Raw genomic sequence first — 22,642 nt, forward strand, 5'->3', positions numbered from 1 at the left:
TCGTGCCGCGCTCTAGATTTCATTCAGCATGGTACGGCTGATGATTTCGTCCTGAACGTCCTTGCAGAGTTCCACGAAGAACGCGGAGTAACCGGCCACGCGCACAACGAGGTCGCGGTACTTGTCGGGGTTCTTCTGGGCATCAAGCAGGGTTTCGTTATCAAGGTAGTTGAACTGCATTTCACCGTTACCCAGAGCGTTTGCGGTGCGCAGCAGGGTGATGATGCCGTTTTCCCCTTCGGGGGTATCAAGCAGTCCGGCCATGATCTTGAAGTTGTGGACCATGCCGATGTTCATGTTGTCGTTGGCCATTTTGGAAACGGACTTGATAATGGCGGTGGGGCCTTTGTAGTCCGCACCCTGAGTCGGGCTGATGCCGTCGGAAAGGGGCATCCAGGCATCACGGCCGTTGGCGGAAGCTCCGAGAAGCTGTCCGAACGGGGTGTTGTTCGAAATGGACAGGGTTCCGTGGCTGAGAACGGAGTACAGGGTTCTGTACTTGCGGTGCTCGGTTTCGGTGAAGTGGATGAGATCGGCCGCGATCATGTCGGCATAGTCGTCATCGTTGCCGTACTTGGGTGCTGCGAGGCAGTCGGCCTTGATCTGGTCGTAACCCTTGAACTCGGCAACGAGGGCTTCGTTGAGCTGGGCAAGGGTATATTTTTTGTCATCGTAAACCAGCTTTTTAATGGCGGCCATGGAGTCGGCGTATGTGGCGAGGCCGGACCAGACAACACCGGGTCCGAAGTTGTACATGGCGCCGCCTGCGGAAACGTCACGGCCGGACTCCATGGTGCCTTCGTACATAAGGGACATGAGGGGTTTAGGAGCATGCTCCCTATGAACGCGCTGGGAAATTACGGTGGCAACGCTGGTCCACTTGGTGATGTACTTGATCTGTTCCTTAACGGCAGCTTCGAATTTTTCGTAGGTGTCGTATGCTTCAAGCGGTCCCATATCCGGGCAGACCTGCTTGCCGTACCAGAGCGGTACACCGTGGTTGAGCACCAGTTCGATGCAGATGGGCCACTGGGTGTAGCCGGTGGAAGTCCACTGGTAGAGACGGCCGGACTTCTGGGGTTCAACACAACCCATGAGGCAGTAGTCACGGGAATCTTCAATGGATACGCCCTTTGCGAGCATCATTTTGATGTGTGCATCGTCAAAGTGTACGGCCGGAAAACCCATGCCGGAGCGGATGACGTCAACGATCTTTTTCAGATATTTCTGGGGAGACTTGGTATGAACGCGGGTTGCCAGAGAAGGCTGGTAGATACGAACGTGACGGACCGCATCCATGAGCAGGTAGGTCAGATCGTTGGTGGCGTCGTAACCTTCACGGGTAACACCGCCCACGCACATGTTAACAAAAGGCTGGTAACCGGCGAAGAATTTGGAAGCTTCCGCACTGGTAAGCCACATCATTTCGGACATCTTGATGAGCATGCAGCCGGCAAGGTCGAATGCTTCGTACTCGGTCATACGGCCGGCTTCGAGATCCGCCTTGAAGAGAGGATACATGTACTGGTCAACACGGCCGATGGACATGCCGGTCTGGTTTTCTTCAACAACCAGCAGGGACTCAACGGTCCAGACTGCCTGGATTGCTTCCCAGAAAGTTTCGGGCTTGTGTGCGGGAACACGGGCGTTGACTTCGGAAATCCTGAGCAGTTCGGCCTTGCGTTTGGGATCGGTTTCCCTGGCGGCCAGTTCGGCTGCGTAATCGGAGATGCGTTTGGCGTAGATCATTACACCTTCGGCAGTATCGATTACGGATTTGTAGAAGTATATTTTATCGAAATCATCGGGATTGGCGTAATCAAGATGGGCGAGGTGATCCTTGGCTTCGGCAACGATGTCGAGCATGCCTTTTTTCATCAGGATGACGTCATAGCCGGGGTTGGAGTCGCCGCCGCCGTTCACTGCATGGTAGGAGCAGTCGGAAACATAGGATTCTCCGGAGAGTTCCCAGAGTCCTGCTTCGCGGTACTGGCCTTCGCAGTATTCATCAAGGGATTTGTTTTCCCAGAAGGGGAAAAGCTCTTCCTTCATGTATTTTTTGTCTTCTTCGGAAATATGGAAGGGGTCCTGCGGGCGGGTGCCGATGGTTTCCAGTTCGTCACGCATCCAGCGCCAGGCTATTTCAGGGGAGAAGGAACCGGTACGGGGGGCGCCGGTGGGGGCTCCTACGATAAGTTCATGATCCTGAATAACCAGAGGTGCGGTTTCGCAACTGCGGCGAAAGCTTTTACCGCGCAGAAGGGCGGCGGGAAGGCCCGGATTTTCTTTTGCAATCTCGGTCATTACGCGTGCACTGTGCACACTGACGGAGGGAACCTGCTTGAGAAAATTCTCTTTCAGTTTCACGTGACGTTCGGTCGGTCCGTCAGGGATTCCGCCGGTCTTGGTGCAGACCGCTGCGGGCTGTTCTGCTTCGGTCTTGAAAACCTCTGCGGAAACGCCTTCGAAAATCTTCTTCAGCGAGGCACGTTCCTCAGCGGTAAGGTTTTTTGTAGCTTCTGCAAGCTTGTTGGAAAAACTTTGAAGATCCACTGTATTTCCTCCGTTTATGGGATTTGATTCTTTAGCGATCCGCAGGATCATCTATGGCTTCAATGGCTTTTTGCAGAATTTGTTGAATTATCTGCACCATATTTGAATCGTTTACTTTTGTTTTCGGCTGCTTCCCTGTACCTGCGCTTTCCGCCGCCACTGCGTCCATGCAGCGGACCCCGTGGCCGACCTTCCTGACGTAGATCAGGTTCATGGGCGAGACGTTGTCGGAGGTGATTCCGAAACCGGCAGAGGAGCTGCCGAGGGTCATGGAAGGAAAGAGATTGGTGGTGGCACCCATGCCGCCGAATGCCGCCGGGGTGTTTACCAGCAGCCGTCCCACCGGTTTTTTCATGGCGAACTGAAGGATTACATCCTCATCCGCGGAATGAATGACCAGTGTATGGGCGCTCCTTTCGTGAAGCAGAAGCTCGATGCACTTTTCGCAGGCGTGCATCCAGTCGTCCTCCACATAAAGGGCCAGTACAGGGGAAAGAAATTCTCTGTAATAGGGATCGGTGTCGGAAACGTATTCGCGTTCCGCCACCAGCACGGTCGTGTTTTCCGGCACGTTGAAACCGGCTCTGCGGGCCAGAACCTGCGCCGATTGACCGGCCATGCCTTTTCTGCGTTGTCCGTCCGGTGCGAAGAACAGTCCGGCCAGCGATTCGGCTTCACCTTCGGACATGAAGTAGGCTCCGCAGGAAGTCAGTGCACAGCGGACATCCCCTGCAACGCAGGAGTCGACAACGATGGATTGCTCCGCGGACGGAGCAATCCCGTTATCAAAAGTCTTGCTGGCAATGATGTCTTTGACAGCCTGCCCAATGTCGGCAGTGCGTTCGATGAATGCCGGACCGTTTCCGGTCCCCCCGTAGATGACCGGTTTGCCGGTCTTCTGGGCCGCTTTGATCATGCCGGGCACTCCGGTGATCATTACCAGAGAAACATTCCTGTGGTTCATAAGTTCACAGGTTCCGCTCTTGGTGACGGTCTCCAGATAGGAAAGGCTTCCTTCGGGAAGGCCGCACGAATTCCCGGCGCTGATCATTATGTCCAGAACCCGGCCAATGCTTTTGGCTGCACCGGGGTGAGGGGAAAAAATAACACCGTTTCCAGACTTTATCGCAATCAGGGTATTGTAAACCGTTGTTGAAACCGGGCTTGTCACCGGGCACAGGGAAGCAATGAGTCCAACGGGAACGCCTATGTCGGTAATCTTTTTCTGCGGGTCCTCGTTTATGATACCGACGCAGCGCATGCCGCGCAGTTCATTGCGGACCTGATTACAGACAAAACGGTTCTTGACCAGCTTGTCCTGCCATTTGCCGCCGTCTGTCTCTTCATGAGACATACGGGCCAGCTCCTCGGCATGCTCTTCAACAGCTTCCGCAATATGCTCGACAATTTCATCAAGCTTTTCCTGCGTGAAGGTTGCCAGCTTTTTCTGGGCCTCAAACCCGTTTTCCGCCAGAATTCTGGCCTGCTGGATAGAGAGCAGATCGTTGTCGACAATCATTGCTTACCCCTTTATCTGTGACTGAAACGTGTATCCGTTACCCGGTAGTCCGCCTGAATCCCGGTTAGGGAAGCAGGTTGTCGATTGCGTAGACCTTGGTGATCTGCGCAAGGTCGCGGTGGGGGGTGGGAATGACCAGTGAGGCGTAGACCTCGGTTCCCATGTTTTCCACGGCCTTGACGCCCGCTTCGACAGCGGCCTGGCAGGCTGCGACATCGCCCTGAACCAGTACGGAAATATACCCGGAGGCAACGTTCTCGTAACCGATCAGTTCAACATCCGCCGCTTTCATCATGGCATCTGCAGCTTCGAGCACAAAAACAATGCCGAATGTCTCAATCAGGCCCATTGCCCTGGGTCTCGGGCCGGTTGCATCTGTATCGTCCGTGGTCTCCACACCGTGGACGGATACGATGTCGCCGACGCCGCGAATGGGGCGGGGCATAACGTTCTGAGCGGTAAGCTTTCCGATTTCACTTGCGGTTGCAGCGCCCGCATCTACGGAAGCCTTGACTGCAGCTACATCGCCCTTGACCATGACGGCCACTAGGGTAGATCCGATATTCTCGTAACCCACGAGTTTCACGTCTGCTGTCTTGAGCATCTGGTCCGTGCCACCGATGGCCGGAACCATTCCTAGAGTTTCGATAAGCCCGAGAGCTTCTTCGCCTTGGTACCTCATGTAGTCTCCATTGAGCTGGTATGTCGGTTCAAAACCACGACTTATGACTTTTGACGGATGTTTGTCTTAAGAATCCACCTTTTCCACATCCGAGCCTCAGCCTAACCCCTGACCTAAGGGGGAAGGTCAACAGGTGGTTCACAAATTTAGCATCTTTTTGTCTTAACCAGCTAAAAGAACAGTGTATTTTAGGATTACATTTTCGTACAAAACCAAATGGTAGTGATTTTTAGAATCAATTTAGCTATGAGCAGTCACATCTTCCTGTGCGGGCTATTTCGCTCACTGAAAAAGAACTGAACCGGAATTCAGGATTTTTATACGAAAGCCGATAAAGGTTTGAATCTATACCGTCAGAGGTTTCGTTGGACTACTGATCGACCAAACCAGTTTTTAAAGAAAGGAAGTCTTTGGAAGCTGCATATCCGCCCCTGAAATTATGAGAGGGGAATAAACTGCGATTTTTTTTCGTCTTTTAGTCGCAGTTTTGTCTAAACGGTTGATATACAATAATATATTTTTGCTTTATCTCTTTTTTTGCATGCACTATGAAAGTCAATTCAAAGTATGTCCGGGAATTCACATTGACCTTCCCCTTAAGGGAAAGGATATAAATTTAAAAAATAGGACCTTCCTGTAAGGGGAAGGATGATTTCCCTGTTATGCCGAAATATATTTATGTGTTTTTATCAAGATGCAGGGATTATGGGTGTGACTTTCGGATTAACTTTTAATGTGTAAGGAGACGAGCATGGGGGAAGCTACTGTTGCAATCAACCCTGCAGCCGTCGCTGCAAAAACGAAGCTGGCCAGCAGCTTCCGCAGACAGGGCATAATCATCGCTCTGCTTTCTGGATTGTTGTACGGTTTCTATACTGCATTCATGACTCTGGGAATGTCCAAGGGCATCTGGGTCCAGTGGTATGGTGAAAATTCCGGTTTGTCCGCTTTCGCGGTCATGTATCTTCTGAGCGCCATCGGTGCTGCAACAACCGATACATGCAGTGCTGTATGGGCTGTCGGCTTTGCCGGACTTCGCGGACGTTTCACTGATTTTCTGCGCTGCATCAAAACCAAACCCGGCCTGGTTATGGTTGCCGCCGCAGTCATCGGCGGACCGCTGGCAAGTACTGCCTACGTAGTAGGGCTGCAGCTTGCCGGTTCACTGGTTGTGCCCATTGCCGCACTTTGTCCGGCCATCGGCGCGATACTCGGCCGTTTCCTCTTCAAACAGGAGCTTAACGGGCGTATGCTGCTCGGTATCGCCATCTGCTTCGGCGCAAGTTTCATGATCGGTTCCACCAGCCTTGGTGATGCCGGCGGGCCCAACATGATGCTCGGCCTGTTCTTCGGTTTTCTCGCTGCTCTGTGCTGGGGAATCGAAGGTTGTGTATGCGGTTACGGTACTTCCATGATCGATCCTGAAATAGGTATCACCATCCGTCAGGTTACTTCCGGACTTTCCAACCTCTTCATTCTGGTGCCCCTGTTCGGTTTCATTGCCCATGTGGACAGCTTCTCCATGGTCGCCCAGTCCTTTACCGACGGTGAAGCCATGATCTGGTTTGTTCTTGCCGGTCTCTCCGCTTACCTTACCTTCATGTACTGGTATAAAGGAAACGCAATGTGCGGCGCCGCTCTGGGCATGTCCTGCAACGGAACCTTCTCCTTCTGGGGACCTTTCTGCTGCTGGATAATTCTCGGTGTGGCCATGGGCATGGAAGGCTGGGATATGCCTCCTGTTGCCTGGGCTGCTGCGGTAATCATGGTTATCGGTATCTTCATCATTTCCATGAACCCCATGGACCTGTTCAAGAAAAATGAGGAGACAGCATAATGATTCCCCTTAACTACGCCATTCTCAAATACGTCACCAAAGTTGAAGAAGCCTGTGCCGACTGCGTTATGGATGCCCTCAGAGATCAGTACGGTCATTTCAAGGCATTCAAAAAGCCTGCGGTAATCAATGCGCTTATGACAGCGGAAGCAAACGGTCTGATAGAAGAATCCCGTTTCGATCTCGATTCCAATCAGGACCTGCGAGTCTACTACCGGGCTCACGAAGAAGGTGCCGCGACTATTAATAAGTATATTAAAGATTAAACTTCATCACCTCACCGATATAAGGGGAGCGGCCTCTGGAAAGAGGCTCTCCCCGCTTTTTCGTTCAGAGGAACCCATTTCAATATACGTTAATATTCTGTTGAATAATAATCGGAAATGCCGGACCATAAAAACTGGAGGAGAGAACTGTGAAGTACAAGGAACGCTATTTTATCGGAGAGATGAGCAAACTCTGCAACATATCCAAAAAAGCACTCCGTTACTACGACCAGATTAATCTCATCCCTTCGCAAAGGCACGATTACAACAACTACCGATATTACACCCGGGAGTCTCTGCTGGCTGTTCCGGTTATCAAATATTACAAGCAGATGGGATTTACCCTTGAGGAAATGAAGGAATTCATTGAGGGCAATTCCCAGCATGTCTTCAAATCCATCCAGCGGTCATTCAGAGCAAAGATCAGAGCCCTTGAGGAAGAGCAGGAAAAAATCCGCCGTATGCATGTATCGGTCAAGGACTGGTCCGAGCTGGTCCGTGAGGCGGAAATGGTCATCGACAACAGCATCAGTGAAGTCTCGGTAAAATACATCGAAAGCGAAGACCTGCTTTTTCAGGACCAGAAGTTCGAGAACGATCTCCAGTGGTCGATCATCAATCTTGAATTCACCCAGCATGTGGAAGAGGTGAACAACGAAATCACCGGACCGGTCATCATCAATTTTTCCTCCCGTAAAGACCGCATCGAGGGTGTGGATCAAAAAATAAAAATGCTGCAGAAAACAATTGTTCCCTGCAGCGATGATTTTTCATATCAGTTTGGCGGAGAGATGATGCTCTCCTGCTACCACACCGGAGCCCACGAGGATATCCACAAAACCTACATGAAGATGGAACGCTGGGCCGCAAACAGCAGTTACGTTCTGGGACAGGATTCCTTTGAAAGGTATGTAACCGACTACTGGACCACCAACAACAGCGCCAAGTTCGTCACCGAAGTGCTGATCAAAGTCTCCAGAAGGGGTGATCCGGAAAGCTGATCGCCTACATCGGGCTGAACCGTGTGCGGCTTTTTTATCCTATTGGTGCCGGTCCCGTCCTGTCTCTGTACAGCGGCGTAGTTATCGGTAACTTTGTTTTTTGCAGAAAAAAATCGCAATCCTACTCCACAACGAGAAGTGTTTTTTTGGAAAACTTCTGAATTACAGGCGTACCCTTGGCCTGCCGCACAGCCCTCAGCGTTGCCGCGGAATCCATGGGCACGGTCCCGGCGAGCAGGCAGACATTCCCCTGAAACGGCTCTTTCAGCAATGGAGTGGAAGGGCCCATAAGCGCCACGCGCACATCTTTGCCCATGTGGTCGAGCAGATCATCCAGCGTGTTGTTGATGATACTGGTGGAGGTCACTATGGCTACCTGAGCCCAGGAGCCCAGTTTTTCCCGGAACTGCAGTTCATCCCCCAATCCTTTTCCCCTGTCGACGACCTCAACCAGAGCCCCTCTTTCCTCAAGGCGTGCAACAATGGGTGCAAAGTGTCCCACCATGGCGATTCTGGTCCCCTCGACTATGCCCAACGTATCGAACATAACCGAGTTGTCCCTATCCTCCGGCAGATTCCGGGCCTGGGCATGATTCAAGGCGTTGACCAGTGCCAGGCCGATGGTCCGGTGCAGGTCCTTGTTCGATAGAAGCAGTTCCAGTACTTCCGATGCCGGCCTGCCTTCATAATCTTCTTTGGGAGAAAGCACCGAACATCCGCCCTTGTTTGATTCGGGAGTAAAGGCAATCCCGATTCCGCCATCGCTGGTGCACACGGCAGTGTATCCCAAACCGATGGTCAGATTTTCCAAAATTTTACCTTCAGCCTTAGGCTGCATGCTTTCCATCAGCTGTTTGCAAATACTCATAATATTTACCTCACCATTCTCCGTTTGAACGTGCAATGTCTTTTAATAGGCTGAAATGCCGTCATTGATGTCAGCAATCTCAACATGTCTTTTCCCAAAAATGAAGCAAAAGAAATTTTTCGTGCTTTGGTTGGTGGGTACTATCGTCTTTTTCGTCCTCGGTTCTTACCTCGTCCGCAAGAACCTCCGTTTACACTTGGAAACGGATTACGCACCGATCGGCCTGTAGCCATGGTGAACAGGTACAGGAAAAACGTCACGGGCCAGGCAAGGCCTGCAACAATGCTCTCGCCCAGGGGCATGGAACGGCTGTTTATGCAATAAATACAAACAACGACTGCGACAATCAGATAAAAAAACATTTGTTGCTCCGTTTAGCGTACATACGCTGTATACGACCCTCCGGGACTTCCGCCGCATAAAGCCTACGCCCTAAAATGCTTCGCGACAATGAATACCTGAGTAGAGTGGGCGGGCGAAAATTGGATTTACCGTTGTGCGACAATTGGAAATTTTATCAATCGGGTTTGCGCCCCATTGTTTAGTCTCGGCCTGCCATGTCCATAAAAGTAGCCGCAAAATCAAAAAAATACCGCAAGCATCATATCACTCATCTTCTTCAACCCCGGAATCCGGACAAGAGCAAAATTCAACCCCGACCCGATCAATATGCTCCCGCAAATCTTCAGATGTTATCTGGCGCAACAAATTCAAATCAATAATGTACGGCAGAAAAAGATCATCAAGAGCCAAAAGAATGCGGTCTCGTTCTGTGGATGTTATGGCATCCCCCACAAGGGTCAGATCAATATCTGAACCGGGATTGTGACAGCCCTTGGCCCGTGAACCGAACAGGATCACCTTTTCCACTGACGGATAGCTGTGAATAATAGAGCATATCCTCTGTATGACTTCCTCTTTGAGTCCAAAACGCATACTAATCCTCGTATTTGTCACGAATGGTCTTGAACCGTTCTGCCATTTGACGAAATGCGGGGTGGTAGTCCTCCAGAATTTTTGTGGCAATCTCCCTTGCCGTATCCTCGTTATAGGTGTGGGAAGAGCGGTTACGGTCCAGAATCATGCTCATCCAGATATCGCCGTCTTCAATCAGGCCGTTTTGAAATGCGGAACGGACAGCATCTTTTGAGCCGATGAGGTTGCTGATTCCCTGATGTTTCAAAAAGTCTTTTAAAACATTCCAAGCCAGTTCGTGGGTGAACTCAAATCCCTGGATCATACCTTGTTCTTCCAGATCGGAAAGAGGGCGTTCTCCGGCCAACTCAACGGCTTTGGTAAGTCTGTCCAGTGCCTTTAAATAATTGCTGAAACGTTGTTTCCAGCGCACATCCTGATCAGTCATTAAGCATCCCCCTTAAAACAGCCATATCGCCAAGAATTTTTCGTCCCGGTTATTTCATACGGTCAAGAATTTCAAGCGGCTGATGGGAAGATGGTACTTGTTTTCGGTAGGATATTCTACAGAAACCGGCAGTGAGATAAACTGATAAAGAAAAGCAAAAATGCCCTTGCAAACATGGTTTGCAAGGGCTTTGATTACACTGGAGCTTCCGAGCAGGATTGAACTGCTGACCTCGTCCTTACCAAGGACGCGCTCTACCGACTGAGCCACGGAAGCATCCGGTTATTTTTTGGCCTTCTTTTGCGATAATGCCCTGTCAGGGCACGCTTCGACCGCATAAGCGGGAGCTTCGTCGAAAGCCTTGGGTGACGGTATTTGTGTCAAAAAAAGGGGGCGCAAATTTTTTACGTCCCCGGGGGTGTTTTTCTGACGTGGTCGGGATGAGAGGATTTGAACCTCCGACCCCTTGAACCCCATTCAAGTGCGCTCCCAGACTGCGCTACATCCCGACGTCACGGAGAGAACTTCTAGGTAAATGTCGTGGACAAGTCAACAGGTTTTTTGGATAAAAACAAAAAAAATGACAGAAACTTTTTTGCCGTGCCTTGATGGAGGCCTTTTTCCCGGCTTTCCGACGGTTTTGGATGAGTTGTTTTCATTTCAGGAAATCCGGTTGGCTGGGCGGCATGTAATTTGCTATCTGTTTTGGGTATAATTCATGGCTGAAAAAGATCGTGATCTATACCGGTTACAGAGCAGGAGTCTTTTTGATTTTACCGCCGTGACCGACATGAAATATTGTGAGGGTTTCCTTAATGAATCTGTTAGACTGGCTTCCTTTCGGCAAGCGCAAAAAAGAGCGTCCTGATCCTGATCTGGCCCGTGAGCTGCTTACGGCCCGCTACAATAATTTTAGGCTGCTTATTCAGGCCAATACAAGGACCCATGATCACATTGCCGAGCTTGAAGAGGCCCTGCGCGGATTCAGTCCCTACGGGATGCATTATGTGCGGGCCTTGTGCACCCGTATTTCGGTTTCCACTTTCCGTATGATCAAGCTTTTGAACGAGCTTAATCCGGACGGTTACACCCGGCTGTATGAACGCTTCAATGAAATTCAGGATCGCATTGCTACCGAGATAGAACCGGAGCGGCAGAGCCGCGGGGGCGAACTGGTGCTTGATCTCGCAGGGGTGGGCAGGGACCATGCCGACCTCTGCGGCCCTAAAATGGCCATGCTCGGAGAGGCCGGAAACAGTCTCGGAATGAAGATTCCACCCGGTTTTGTTGTCTCCACCGCGGCTTTCGGCAAGTTCATGGAAAAAGATGGGCTGCAATCGGAGATAGACCGGCGCATTCAGGCTGCGGACCTTTCCAGCCGGGACGAGGTCTTTCAGGTTTCCTCATCTGTCATGCAGCTAATGATGAAAACCCCTTTTCCGGATGATATTACCAATGCTATTCTTGATGCTTACGATAAACTTTGCGCAAAACTAGGAAGAACCGTGAATCTTGCCGTGCGGTCCAGTGCTCTGGGTGAGGACCGTGAAGGAGCCGCCTTTGCGGGGCAGTATCGTTCCATACTCAATGTGGAGCGAGGTTCGCTGACCGCAGCTGTCAAGGAGGTCATGAGTTCCAAGTACACGATGCAGGCCATGGCCTACCGCAACAATCGCGGATTGCGGGACGAGGATGTGGCCATGAGCGTGGGTTGCATTGAAATGATTGACGCTGTCGCCTCCGGGGTGGCCTATTCCCGTAATCCGGTCAATGTCAGGGACAGGAACGCCACAGTTTATTCCGTATGGGGGCTGCCCAAGGCCGTGGTTGACGGTTCCGCCGAGACCGATGAATTTACGGTAGCCTTTGCCCCGGAAGGGCAGGTCGTGAAAAGGCGCATTGCCGATAAAACGGAAAAATTCGTCTGTGACGCCGGGGAGGGGGTCTGCCGTACCGTGCAGTTGGACAAGTCCCGCTGCGAGCCGTCGATTAAGGATGAGCAGGCTGTCATGGTTGCCGGTGCCGCAGCGCGAATAGAGGAACATTTCGGTCCTCCGCAGGATATCGAATGGGCGGTGACCGGTGACGGTACATTTTATCTGCTGCAATGCCGGCCGCTTATGCTTGTCGAAGACGGAACGGAGCATGCTGTATCCGTCTGCGTGCCGGACCTGCCGGAATCCCTGCTTTCGGGCGGTATGACCGCAAGCCCCGGAGTCGGGGTCGGACCGGTTTTCCCTATCCGCAAGAGCGCGGACAAGCTTTCATTCCCGGACGGCGGAATCATGGTGCTCAAGCAGGCCCTGCCGGACCGTGCGGCCCTGCTGGACCGCTGCAGCGCGGTTGTTACCGAGCAGGGAGGCATGGCCGGGCATCTGGCCAACGTTGCCCGCGAGTTCGGGGTTCCGGCCCTTTTCGGCGTGAAGGGCGCACTTGATAAATTGCAGACCGGGGCAATAGTAACCGTTGATGCCGACGGACACGCCGTGTACTCAGGCGCGGTGGAATCCCTGCTGACGGAAAAGCCCCGCAAACGGCTCATGAAGGGCAGCCCGGTTCAGGCTGTTCTGCGCAAGGCTGCGCGACATATTGTCCGCCTCAACCTTACAGATCCTGATTCGCCTGATTTCAGGGCCTCCAAGTGCAGGACCTATCACGACATCATGCGCTTCTGCCATGAAATGGCCGTGCGTGAGATGTTCGGCTTCGGGATCAGCGATGATCATATCATGGCCGCGTCCAGACAGCTTGTCTGCAACGTGCCGAAACAATTCTGGATTCTCGATCTCGGAAACGGGGTCAGCCCGGATGGGGACATAAACCCCCGCTGCGTTTTCATGGAGCATGTGCTTTCCATCCCGATGCGTGCCCTATGGGAGGGCATGCAGGCCGTGCCCTGGGACGGCCCTCCCGGCATACACGGCAAGGGGCTTATGTCGGTCATGTTTGAGGCGACCATGAACCCGAATCTGAATATCGCTTCCAAGTCCAGCTACACTCAGAAAAATTATTTCATGATTTCTGAGAATTACTGCTGTCTGCAATCACGGTTCGGTTTTCATTTCTGCTCTGTGGAATCGCTGGTAGGGAAACGCACGTCCGAGAATTACGCAAGTTTTCAGTTCAAGGGCGGGGCCGCCAACCCGGAACGCAGAATCCTGCGTGCCCGGTTCATCGGAGGCATACTGGAAGAATTGGATTTTCGCGTACGAGTGCGGGAAGACAGCCTTAATGCCCGTTTGGAAGCAGTGGACCGGGAAGAGATGGAGTATCATCTCAAGATTCTGGGATACCTGATAACACACACCAGACAATTGGATATGATCATGACCAATTCAGCGCAGGTGGAAAAATATCGGGAAAGGTTCTTTCATGATTTCAAGATGTTCGAGAAGTAGGTTTTTAGATAAAAGCCTTCGGCGACACCTCTTCCATTCAAGATTCATGGCCGGGAGCGGTCCGGGCGTGGCTTTTTTCCCTGCGCATCTGGCTGCTTCCGGCCGCATCGCTGATGCGGTGGAGCAGACTTTCGGTTGATACCGGCTTGAGCATGAAGTCGAATGCTCCTGAGGTCATGGATTGTACTGCGCAGTCCATATCCGCATTGCCGGTAAGCAGAATCACTTCCACCAGCGGATGCCTGTTCTTTATGATCCTGAGCGCCTGCATACCGTCCATTCCGGGCATTTTCATATCCAGAATAACCACATGATATAGTTCCGTATCCAGATACTGGAGCGCTTCTTCCCCGCTTACAGCGGTGGTTACTTCCACCCCGCGCCTGTTCAACCGTTTGGCCAGTACCGAGGAGAAGCCTTCCTCATCATCTACAAGAAGCACACGAATGTTTTTCATGTTTTCCTCCGTAATACGTATCCCGTAATTACAATGAGCATGCCAGAACAGTTTTATTGATATGGCGTCGTCGCTTGCAGTTAAGTCTCATGTCTAGCTTATCTATCTGTAATAGTTTGTTAAAAATATAGTACTTCCGTTGGTGGGGTTGGTTGTACCGTTTGTGCGCCGGTCAATAATATCTTCTTTGTTAGTTCAGACGAAATTGAGTTCGTGGAATTTCGGAACAGAGGTGGGGTGTTTTGCCCCACATAAGTAGCTGTAGCACGATTTTGATTGTGAAAAAGGTAACAGAGATGGGGAAATCTGCCTCGGAGCTCAATGTGGGGCATTTTGTACCACAGGGGTGATATGTACCGCTTTGCGGTTTGAGTGGGAGATACGGAACCGTTTTGCTGTTGCCGGCAGTGCTCGGATTTATGGTGGTTTTGGAATTTCAGTATGCTATAAATCATTATATATCAGTATGTTGTCTGTATAAGTTGATGTGTGGGGCCGATTGTGCCGGGCACAGATCGTGGCACGCCGATTGCTCTAGTGGCGTTATCGGCCCCGGTGGCCAACTGCCAGGATCGGCACACATCAAATGGATATGGCTTATGCAGACTGAAAAAAGCATCTCATACGACAAACTTTCCCGCAAGATCGCTCTTATAGTGATCACCGTCTCCTTTGCCCCCCTCATTCTGGTGGGCGGACTCATATTCGATCAGTTTCGTTCCATATATCAGGCCAAAGTCTACGCACATCTGGCCGAGGTAGTAGATAAGCATAAGGATAACCTGAACAACTTCCTGATGGAAAAACAGAGTGAAGTTCAGTACCTGACCAGGGTTTTCACTTATCGCCAGCTTACCGATCATAAATTTCTTGAAGAGACTCTCAAGTCCATGCAGCAGCAGTACGGACGCATTTTCGTAGACCTCGGTGTTGTTGATGATGCGGGCAGACAGGTTGCCTATGCCGGCCCGTTTGATCTGCTTGGAGCGGATTATTCGCATGCGGACTGGTTCCTGAGCAGCAGGAACAAGGCTTCCGCAATAAGTGATGTCTTTATGGGGTTACGTCAGTCCCCTCATTTCATCATTGCCGTGAACAGCAACAGCGGGGGACAGAAATGGACTCTGCGCGCCACAATAGACTTTCTGGCCTTTTCTAATCTGGTGGAAAACATACGCATCGGGAAGACCGGTTATGCCTACATCCTGAACAGGAACGGTGTGTTTCAGACCAAGACTCCTTCCAATCGCGACAGTGATCTCGTTCTCACCCCTTACGAGACGGTCCGCAGGCCGCAGACGGACGGCGGAGTCTCCATTCAGCTTTCCAGAGGAAGCGACGGCGACAGATACGTGACCGTATCCTCGCTCCTCAAGGGTGGAGACTGGAAGCTGGTCTACCAGCAGAATGCCAATGATGCTTTCTCGGCCATGGTCCGCAGCGAATTTTTCACTCTGGTAATTTTCCTGACCGGCGGGCTGGCCATAATGGTGATGGCCCTCTATCTGTCGCGCAAGCTTGTACGCCATTTCCGCATCATAGATGAGGAAAATGAGTTGATGAACAAGCAGATGGTGGAAACCGGAAAGCTCGCTTCAATAGGTGAACTGGCAGCCGGAATCGCCCACGAAATAAACAATCCTGTCGCGATCATGATCGAAGAGGCCGGGTGGGTCTGCGACCTGCTTGAGGATGAGGGCAGCGACATGTCCTGCTACCCGGAAATAATACGCGCTCTGGAGCAGGTCCGCACTCAGGGGGTGCGCTGCAAGGATATCACCCACAAACTGCTCAGCTTTGCCCGCCAGACCGATTCCCGGATTGCCGAAGTTTTCCTTCCCGAGCTTATTGAGGAGGTCGTGGATATCTCCATGCAGCAGGCCCGTTACGCACAGGTAACCCTTTCTCTTGATCTGGACCGGGATATGCCGCTGCTCAGATCTTCTGCCTCCGAACTGCAGCAGGTTTTTCTCAACCTGATCAACAACGCCATACAGGCCATGGAGGCTGAGGGCGGCAAGCTCATGATCGGCTGTCGCGAAGATAACGGTCAGGCTCTTATCACGGTGGCCGATACAGGGCCCGGCATACCTGCCGCAAATCTGGGGCGGATATTCGATCCTTTCTTCACCACCAAGCCCGTAGGCAAGGGGAGCGGGTTGGGGCTGTCCATCTGTTACGGACTGATCCATCAGATGGGAGGCGAGATAGAAGTTGAGAGCGGAGTGGGGCAGGGAACCAAATTTAATATCCGGCTGCCATTGCCGCAGTCCGGAAGTGATGAAGAACACACCAAGGAGGAATGATCATGACCATGACTGACGCTACCATTCTGTTCGTGGATGACGAGGAGGCTTTTGTAGACGCCATGTCCAGGCGGCTTGAAAAGCGAAACATGACCATATTCAAGGCATTTGACGGGGACACCGCAATGCGCGTGCTTGCGGAGCAGAAGGGGATCGAGGTGGTTATCCTCGATATGAAGATGCCGGTCAAGGACGGACTTACAGTGCTGCGGGAGATCAAGAAGGAATTTCCCATCGTGGAGGTCATCATGCTCACAGGCCACGCCACTGTGGAGTCGGCCATAGACGGCATGCAGAACGGGGCTTTCGACTATCTGATGAAGCCCTGCTCCATAGACGACCTCACCGAGAAGATCCGCAAGGCCGTGGAGCAGTTCCGCGATCACGAGGGAGAGGAAGTGCAGGCCCGTATTGATGACATCACCCAGCGCATGGCCTGATGCCGCAGGGTGAAGGAATATTTCCGGCAGGAGAACTGTGCGGAGAGCAAAAGGACAAGGCCCTTTGAAGGGCCGGCACGGATAACCTTACCGGCGGGTTGAGAATGAGAGACGGCGAAAAACAGATAAGATTGCTCATCGTGGATGATGAGGCTGGCTTTGCGGAAGTTCTTCGCAAGCGTATGGGGCGGCGCGGCATTCATGTCGATACTGCCGGACGCGGCGAAGATGCTGTGCGGATGCTTCATGAAAACAGCTACGATGTCGCCGTGCTTGATCTGAAACTAGAAGGTATGGACGGGATCGAAATACTGAAGGTGTTCAGGATGCTGGACCCGGATCTGCCTGTCCTGATGCTGACCGGCCACGGATGCGAAAAGGCGGCGGCCGAAGGCCGCAGGCTGGGAGTCGCGGAATACCTTTCCAAACCGGTGGAATTCAACCTGCTGCTGGAAAAGGTGCGTCAGGTCGGCAGCCGGAAGGAGGGAGTCCGTGGACAGGATAAAGGTTCTTCTGGTTGACGATGAAACCGCTTTTTCCGGGGTGCTCGCCCGCAGACTGGAAAAACGGGGATTGGGAGTCCGTACTGCTTCGTGCGCGAGTGAAGCCCTGGAGGCGCTCAGGCTTGAAGAGATGGATGTTGTCCTGCTCGATGTGAAAATGCCCGGCAGGGACGGTGTCCGGCTCCTTGGAGAAATAAAACGGCTGTATCCGCAGGTTGCGGTCCTGATGCTTACGGCACACATCAACCCGGATATTTTCATATCCTGCCTGGCCATGGGAGCCCGTGATTATCTCCTGAAGCCTGTTGATGCGGCAGAGCTGGCGGAAAAGATCCGGGATGCAGCCGGACTCGGGAAAAACATTCCGGACGGGATGAATTGATTCCTTCGGAACTGAAGCACAACAACCAAATTGAACATGTGAGGATACCATGGGTTTTTTCAATCAATGGGGTAAGTTTATGATGGAAGGGGCCGGGTATATGGCCCGCTGGGAGATAGACAACGCCAAAGCGATCATGGAAAGCAGAAAACTGCGCATCGTTCTCGGGCTGATGCTCATTCCCGTTATTCTGGGCGGAATAGCCTTTGCCGGAGATATATCTACGGCTCTGCCGGATCTTCTGGGCGGAAAGAAGGCGTACACCCCCGCATTTTACAGCGGAGGCATTTTTGTTGTCTCCATCGCCATCGGTCTCGGTGCCGGGCTTATTACCGGCTGTATCGGCGCAGGTGGCGGATTCATCATCGCCCCGGCCCTTATGAGTGCCGGGATCAAGGGGATTCTGGCTGTCGGAACCGACCTGTTCCATATTTTCGCCAAGGCGATCATGGGCAGCGTCATTCACCGCAAAATGGGTAACGTATCCGTTCCTCTGGCCGTGGTCTTCCTGGTCGGCGCGATTCTGGGTGCAACAGCCGGTGGTGTTATCAACCGTGTGCTGTACGAAATAAATCCCGTACTTTCCGACGCGTTTATCACCACAGTATATTCGCTTATGCTCGGATTTCTGGGCACCTACGCCATGTACGACTTTCTCAAGGCCCGCAAGGCCAGTTCCGGCGGCGGAGCCCACGGCGGTTCCGAAGGTGCTGAGATAGGTGCTCTTTCCAGGTCCCTGCAATCCGTCAACGTTCCTCCCATGGTCAAGTTCGACCAGGATCTTACTCCCGGAGGGCGGCAGATTTCATGGATATTCCTCGTGCTTTCCGGTGCGCTGGTCGGCCTTGCTGCCGGTATCATGGGCGTCGGCGGCGGGTTCCTGACCTTCCCCATCTTCGTATACGTCCTCGGCGTATCCTCCATGACCACTGTCGGTACTGATATCTTCCAGATCGTTTTTACCGCCGGTTTTGCTTCCATCAGCCAGTACGCCATATACGGCTTCATCTTCTATACGCTGGCCATGGGCATGCTGCTCGGTTCCCTTTTCGGAATACAGGTCGGTGCAATGGTGACCAAGGTCGTGCCCGGAGTGACCATTCGCGGATTTTACGCCATGGCCGTTCTGGCAGGCTTCGTCAACCGTATATTCGCCCTGCCCGGTAAACTGGCAGAAATGGGTTACATTCCCATTTCGCAGGGTGTGGGATCAGTGCTCAACTCCATCGGTATATGGGCCTTCTTTATAGTCATAGGCGGGTTCTCGGTGTGGGTAATCGGTACATTTATCAAGAACCTCAAGACCCTGAAGGTCGAAGGAGCGCATTAAGATGATAGTCAGCAAGAAAGAATTCACCAGCGGCGTGGTTCTCCTCGGAGTCTTTTTCGTAGTGCTCGCGATAATGTTCCAGCCGATTTTCAAGGGCAAAAATGCTTTGGCTTATCTGGATTCCATGTACAACTCCATTTCCAAGGGATCTGTGAACTACATAGCTTCCCTGCGTGGGAATGTTAAGGATTTCGGTCCCAAGGATGTTGCTATCAAGCTTTCATACTCCTCGCAGGAACAGGCCGAACAGTCCGAACAGCTTTTCGGAAAAGCCGGTGTAACCGTTGTCCGGGACGGTAAGGTTCTGGAAGTCAAGGGTTCTGTTCAGGCCATACTGTACAGTTGTCTTGATGACGCGGACCTTATGTATCACAACAAGTCCGGTGAGCTTGAGGGCAAGTACGGCATCGAGGCCCGCAGGACCACCTATAACTGGTGGACCAGCCTCGGACTGATGGAAAAAGCCTTTAACGGACAGAAGGAGTTCAAGGTTGCCAAGCTGTCTACTACTGTAAAGAAGAAGGCCGTGGAAACCGCATACAACTATTATGAAATCGTGCCCATGGACATCACGGATGAGCTGGGCGTGGTAATATTCTCCCTTATATTCTACGTGGTTTATACCCTCTGGTACGGGTTCGCCATCATGTTTGTCTTCGAAGGATGGGGACTCAACCTGGGTCATTAAGATAAATCTGCAGCATGCATCCCCTACTGGCGGGGGCGGTCCGGTCTCCTTCAACCACGGGCCGCCCCCCAAACAGTTTACTCGTATCTGAATTCGCCTTATTCTCGCAGATGAGGACGGAAATATGAATCTTCAGGAATATTACGACACCATAATGCAGCTCAGCCACGGGATTGTGGTCACCCTTGATCTGAAGGGCGGTATAATCCACGGAAATTCCCGTCTGGAGGATCTGACCGGGTTCTCCATGCAGGAACTGGCCGGGCGCGACTGGTTTGAGACATTTGTTTCCGAAGCAGGCCGGGAAGAAGCCCGCCGCGAGGTGCTCAGCCGTGCGGGGCAGCGGTCCGTTTCCAGAATTTCCGGTAAGATAATGTCCAGATACGGGGAAAAGATATACATAGACTGGAATCTGAAAGCCCTTTGCGATTCGGAAGACAGTATCATCAGTATACTCTGCGTGGGGCAGGATGTTACTTCCCACATGGTCACGCAGAAGGGGTTGATTCGTGAAAAGTTTGAACTGATTGAAAGAAACAAGGCCATCAATTGCCTTTATGAGATAAGCAAACTCGGCGGCGACCTTGAAATGGGGCTGAAGGAGACCATGGAGCGGATTGTGAATCTGCTTGCGTCCGGTTTTCAACACCCGGAAAGGACCCATGTGCGGCTGAGGGTGGGTAACCTGAGCTGGCAGACGGAAGGGTTCAGGAAAACGGATAACGTCCTTGTGGAACCGGTGGAATCCAGCCGGGACATTCGGGGAACCCTTACTGTTTCTGTTGAAAACGGCGGGCCGGGGATCGGGGAGCCTGTTTTTCTGGAAGATGAAAGGGATCTGCTGAGTACCGCCGCACAGCAGATAGCCATCATAGTTTCCAAGAAGGAGATCAAGTCTGCCAAGCAGCAGCTAGAAATGCAGTTGCGCCAGGCGGACCGTCTGGCCAAGATAGGACAGTTTTCAGCCGGGGTGGCTCATGAAATAAACGAGCCTCTGGCCAATATTCTGGGCTATGCGCAACTGGCCTTGCAGACTCCGGAGATTCCGGAGCAGGTGCGCATGGATCTCGGCAATATTGTTGATTCTTCCCTGCATGCGCGTGAGATCATCAAGAAGATAATGTTTTTCAGCAGGCAGCTTCCTCCGCAGTTTCTTCCGACCAACCTCAATGAAACTATTGCAGAGGCTTTGCGTATCACCGAGACTGCGGCCAAGCGGAACAACATAGACGTGTGCTGCAAATTCGATGAGACCCTGCCTGCGGTGTCTGCCGATCCGCAGCATATCAAGCAGGTTATCGTCAACCTTGCGGCCAACGCCATTCAGGCCATGGGGGAGGGCGGCACCCTGACCATAACCACCCTCAACAACAAGAACGATGCATATATTATAGTAGAGGACAACGGACCCGGTATCCCTGCAGATGAACTGAAGCAGATATTCAATCCCTTTTTTACCACCAAGGACGTGGACAAGGGAACCGGGCTGGGACTTTCGGTGGTGCTGGGGATAGTAAAGGCGCACAAAGGATTCATTCAGGTGCACAGCGAACCGGGAGAGGGGACAAGGTTTGAAGTTGCCTTTCCCTGCCAACATATTGATTCAGCGGAAGAGTAATGAGCGACAAGATAAAAATTCTCGCGGTGGACGACAGTAAAAGCACTCTTGAGGTGCTCAAGCGCAATCTGGAATCCAGCGGGTACGAAGTGCTGACCTGCCTGCGTGTGGACGAGGCCCTGCCCCTGCTCGATGAATATGACATGGATATTGTCATAACGGATTTTCGTATGCCGCAGGCTTCCGGGCTGGACCTGATAAGACATGTGCGGGAAAACCACCGGGATGTGGAGATAATGATGATTACCGGTTATCCATCCATCTCCGGTGCTGTCGAGGCCATCAAGGACGGAGCGGGAGAATACCTGCCCAAACCGTTCACTTCCGAAGAACTGCTGGCGGCCATGGATCGGATCATGGAACGGATCAACCGCAGAAAGGCGGTCAAGGCCGTTGAAATGCCGGACGATACATACGGTATTGCCGGAAATTCACCCGGCATGCAGCTTGTCTTCAGGCGTATAGGCAAGGCCGCATCCACCAACGCGAATGTGCTTATTTCCGGTGATTCGGGAACAGGAAAGGAGCTTGTCGCCAGAGCCGTGCACTATCACAGCGACCGCAGGGCCGCGCCGTTCGTGCCCGTAAACTGCGCCGCGATTCCCGATTCGCTGGTGGAAAGCGAACTTTTCGGCCACGTGAAAGGGGCTTTTACCGGCGCGAAGGAAGGGCGTGCCGGTTTTTTTGAGATCGCCAACGGCGGTTCGATATTCCTCGATGAAATAGGTGATGCCAGCCCGAACATGCAGGCCAAGCTTCTGCGTGTGCTGCAATCCAAGGAATTCTGCAAGGTCGGTTCAAGCGTGGTCCATACCGTGGACACCCGTATCCTCGCCGCCACCCATAAAAATCTCAAAAGACTGGTGGACGAAGGGTCGTTCCGTGAAGACCTCTATTATCGTCTGAACGTCGTAGACATACCTGTTCCATCGCTGGCGGAACGCGGAGATGATATACTGACTCTGGTAAGCAATTTTCTGGTCCGGTTTTCCAATTCCATGCAGCGTCCCGCACCCTCCATTTCCGACGAGGCCCTGCAGGCTCTGCGTAATTATTCCTGGCCCGGCAATGTTCGGGAACTGGAAAACCTTATCCAGCGTCTGGTGGTAATCGTGGACCACGACCCCATTGAAGTTACCGACCTTCCACCGAACATGCGTTTCAGCCTGCCGGTGGAAGGGCGGGTGGATAGGTCGCTTGCAGATGTTGAGCGGGAACACATCAAAAACGTGCTCTCCATGACCCATAACAATAAGACAAGGGCCGCCGAGGTTCTTGGCATCAACCGCAAGACCCTGCGTGAAAAGCTAAAACGAATGGGTTTGCAGGATTAATCTTCCGGAGTTCCCGGCTAACCCGGATATTTCGTCATATAAGCCTCCGGCGGCCCTGCCGGGGGCCTTAAACCCTTTTGACAAAAGGGTTTAAGAA

General features: G+C 52.3%; 19 protein-coding genes, 2 tRNA genes and 1 pseudogene. 12 read left to right on the top strand and 10 right to left on the bottom strand.

The genetic code is table 11. The features are described 5' to 3' along the window. Positions 1-12: 12 nt before the first annotated feature. The 4 genes and pseudogenes from cutC to ACKU4E_RS16775 form a co-directional block, all read right to left on the bottom strand. Positions 13-2,553, bottom strand: a complete 2,541-nt coding sequence (gene cutC, locus ACKU4E_RS16760; protein WP_320172224.1) for a choline trimethylamine-lyase — start codon at positions 2,551-2,553, stop codon at positions 13-15. Between the two features lie 31 nt (positions 2,554-2,584). After that, positions 2,585-4,072, bottom strand: a complete 1,488-nt coding sequence (locus ACKU4E_RS16765; protein WP_320172225.1) for an aldehyde dehydrogenase family protein — start codon at positions 4,070-4,072, stop codon at positions 2,585-2,587. 64 nt (positions 4,073-4,136) lie between these two features. Next, the gene (locus tag ACKU4E_RS16770; protein WP_407944133.1) at positions 4,137-4,421 is read right to left on the bottom strand and encodes a BMC domain-containing protein; all 285 of its coding nucleotides are present in this window, start codon (positions 4,419-4,421) and stop codon (positions 4,137-4,139) included. A 96-nt stretch (positions 4,422-4,517) separates the two neighbouring features. Further along, positions 4,518-4,754, bottom strand: a pseudogene (locus tag ACKU4E_RS16775) (BMC domain-containing protein); the annotation flags it as partial. A 751-nt stretch (positions 4,755-5,505) separates the two neighbouring features. Between ACKU4E_RS16775 and ACKU4E_RS16780 the strand changes: the two are divergent. From ACKU4E_RS16780 to ACKU4E_RS16790, 3 genes are all read left to right on the top strand, one after another. Beyond that, positions 5,506-6,591 (top strand): hypothetical protein, encoded by a 1,086-nt coding sequence (locus tag ACKU4E_RS16780; protein WP_320172227.1) that lies wholly within the window; start codon positions 5,506-5,508, stop codon positions 6,589-6,591. Further along, positions 6,591-6,857 (top strand): hypothetical protein, encoded by a 267-nt coding sequence (locus tag ACKU4E_RS16785; protein WP_320172228.1) that lies wholly within the window; start codon positions 6,591-6,593, stop codon positions 6,855-6,857. Before ACKU4E_RS16780 ends, ACKU4E_RS16785 begins: the two co-directional genes overlap by 1 nt. 149 nt (positions 6,858-7,006) lie before the next feature. Further along, positions 7,007-7,858 carry a MerR family DNA-binding transcriptional regulator gene (locus ACKU4E_RS16790; protein WP_320172229.1) on the top strand — a complete coding sequence of 284 codons (852 nt, stop codon included), beginning with the start codon at positions 7,007-7,009 and terminating at the stop codon, positions 7,856-7,858. Between the two features lie 121 nt (positions 7,859-7,979). Here the strand turns inward: ACKU4E_RS16790 and ACKU4E_RS16795 are convergent, their stop codons facing one another. The 5 genes from ACKU4E_RS16795 to ACKU4E_RS16815 all read right to left on the bottom strand — a co-directional run bounded on the left by ACKU4E_RS16795 (position 7,980) and on the right by ACKU4E_RS16815 (position 10,598). Then, entirely contained in the window at positions 7,980-8,726 is a 747-nt protein-coding gene (locus tag ACKU4E_RS16795; RefSeq protein WP_320172230.1) for a DUF364 domain-containing protein, read from the bottom strand. Between the two features lie 606 nt (positions 8,727-9,332). Beyond that, a complete protein-coding gene (locus ACKU4E_RS16800; protein ID WP_320172231.1) occupies positions 9,333-9,662 on the bottom strand; it encodes a nucleotidyltransferase domain-containing protein in 330 nt (109 codons plus the stop codon). Between the two features lies 1 nt (position 9,663). Further along, positions 9,664-10,089: a nucleotidyltransferase substrate binding protein gene (locus ACKU4E_RS16805; protein ID WP_320172232.1), complete on the bottom strand. Its 426-nt coding sequence runs from the start codon at positions 10,087-10,089 to the stop codon at positions 9,664-9,666. 200 nt (positions 10,090-10,289) lie between these two features. Further along, positions 10,290-10,365, bottom strand: a tRNA-Thr gene (locus ACKU4E_RS16810). A gap of 156 nt (positions 10,366-10,521) precedes the next feature. After that, positions 10,522-10,598, bottom strand: a tRNA-Pro gene (locus ACKU4E_RS16815). A 306-nt stretch (positions 10,599-10,904) separates the two neighbouring features. Here ACKU4E_RS16815 and ACKU4E_RS16820 point away from each other — a divergent pair. Continuing rightward, positions 10,905-13,487 carry a PEP/pyruvate-binding domain-containing protein gene (locus tag ACKU4E_RS16820; RefSeq protein ID WP_320172233.1) on the top strand — a complete coding sequence of 861 codons (2,583 nt, stop codon included), beginning with the start codon at positions 10,905-10,907 and terminating at the stop codon, positions 13,485-13,487. A gap of 37 nt (positions 13,488-13,524) precedes the next feature. Here ACKU4E_RS16820 and ACKU4E_RS16825 read toward each other — a convergent pair whose 3' ends face one another. Then, positions 13,525-13,944 (bottom strand): response regulator, encoded by a 420-nt coding sequence (locus ACKU4E_RS16825; protein ID WP_320172234.1) that lies wholly within the window; start codon positions 13,942-13,944, stop codon positions 13,525-13,527. A gap of 599 nt (positions 13,945-14,543) precedes the next feature. Here ACKU4E_RS16825 and ACKU4E_RS16830 point away from each other — a divergent pair. The 8 genes from ACKU4E_RS16830 (at position 14,544) to ACKU4E_RS16865 (ending at position 22,545) form a co-directional block, all read left to right on the top strand. Next, positions 14,544-16,250, top strand: coding sequence for an ATP-binding protein (locus ACKU4E_RS16830; RefSeq protein ID WP_320172235.1), 1,707 nt, complete (start codon positions 14,544-14,546; stop codon positions 16,248-16,250). Between the two features lie 8 nt (positions 16,251-16,258). After that, entirely contained in the window at positions 16,259-16,690 is a 432-nt protein-coding gene (locus tag ACKU4E_RS16835) for a response regulator (protein ID WP_320172653.1), read from the top strand. Positions 16,691-16,794: 104 nt separating this feature from the next. Next, positions 16,795-17,211, top strand: coding sequence for a response regulator (locus ACKU4E_RS16840; protein WP_320172236.1), 417 nt, complete (start codon positions 16,795-16,797; stop codon positions 17,209-17,211). Then, a complete protein-coding gene (locus tag ACKU4E_RS16845) occupies positions 17,183-17,575 on the top strand; it encodes a response regulator (protein WP_320172237.1) in 393 nt (130 codons plus the stop codon). The genes ACKU4E_RS16840 and ACKU4E_RS16845 overlap by 29 nt, the downstream gene beginning before the upstream one ends. A gap of 49 nt (positions 17,576-17,624) precedes the next feature. Then, positions 17,625-18,905 (top strand): sulfite exporter TauE/SafE family protein, encoded by a 1,281-nt coding sequence (locus tag ACKU4E_RS16850; RefSeq protein WP_320172238.1) that lies wholly within the window; start codon positions 17,625-17,627, stop codon positions 18,903-18,905. Between the two features lies 1 nt (position 18,906). Beyond that, the gene (locus tag ACKU4E_RS16855; protein ID WP_320172239.1) at positions 18,907-19,593 is read left to right on the top strand and encodes a hypothetical protein; all 687 of its coding nucleotides are present in this window, start codon (positions 18,907-18,909) and stop codon (positions 19,591-19,593) included. A 124-nt stretch (positions 19,594-19,717) separates the two neighbouring features. After that, positions 19,718-21,211, top strand: coding sequence for an ATP-binding protein (locus tag ACKU4E_RS16860; protein WP_320172240.1), 1,494 nt, complete (start codon positions 19,718-19,720; stop codon positions 21,209-21,211). Further along, positions 21,211-22,545, top strand: coding sequence for a sigma-54 dependent transcriptional regulator (locus ACKU4E_RS16865; protein WP_320172241.1), 1,335 nt, complete (start codon positions 21,211-21,213; stop codon positions 22,543-22,545). Before ACKU4E_RS16860 ends, ACKU4E_RS16865 begins: the two co-directional genes overlap by 1 nt. Positions 22,546-22,642 lie beyond the last annotated feature (97 nt).

The organism is Maridesulfovibrio sp. (genome assembly GCF_963677005.1).
Lineage (GTDB): Bacteria > Desulfobacterota > Desulfovibrionia > Desulfovibrionales > Desulfovibrionaceae > Maridesulfovibrio.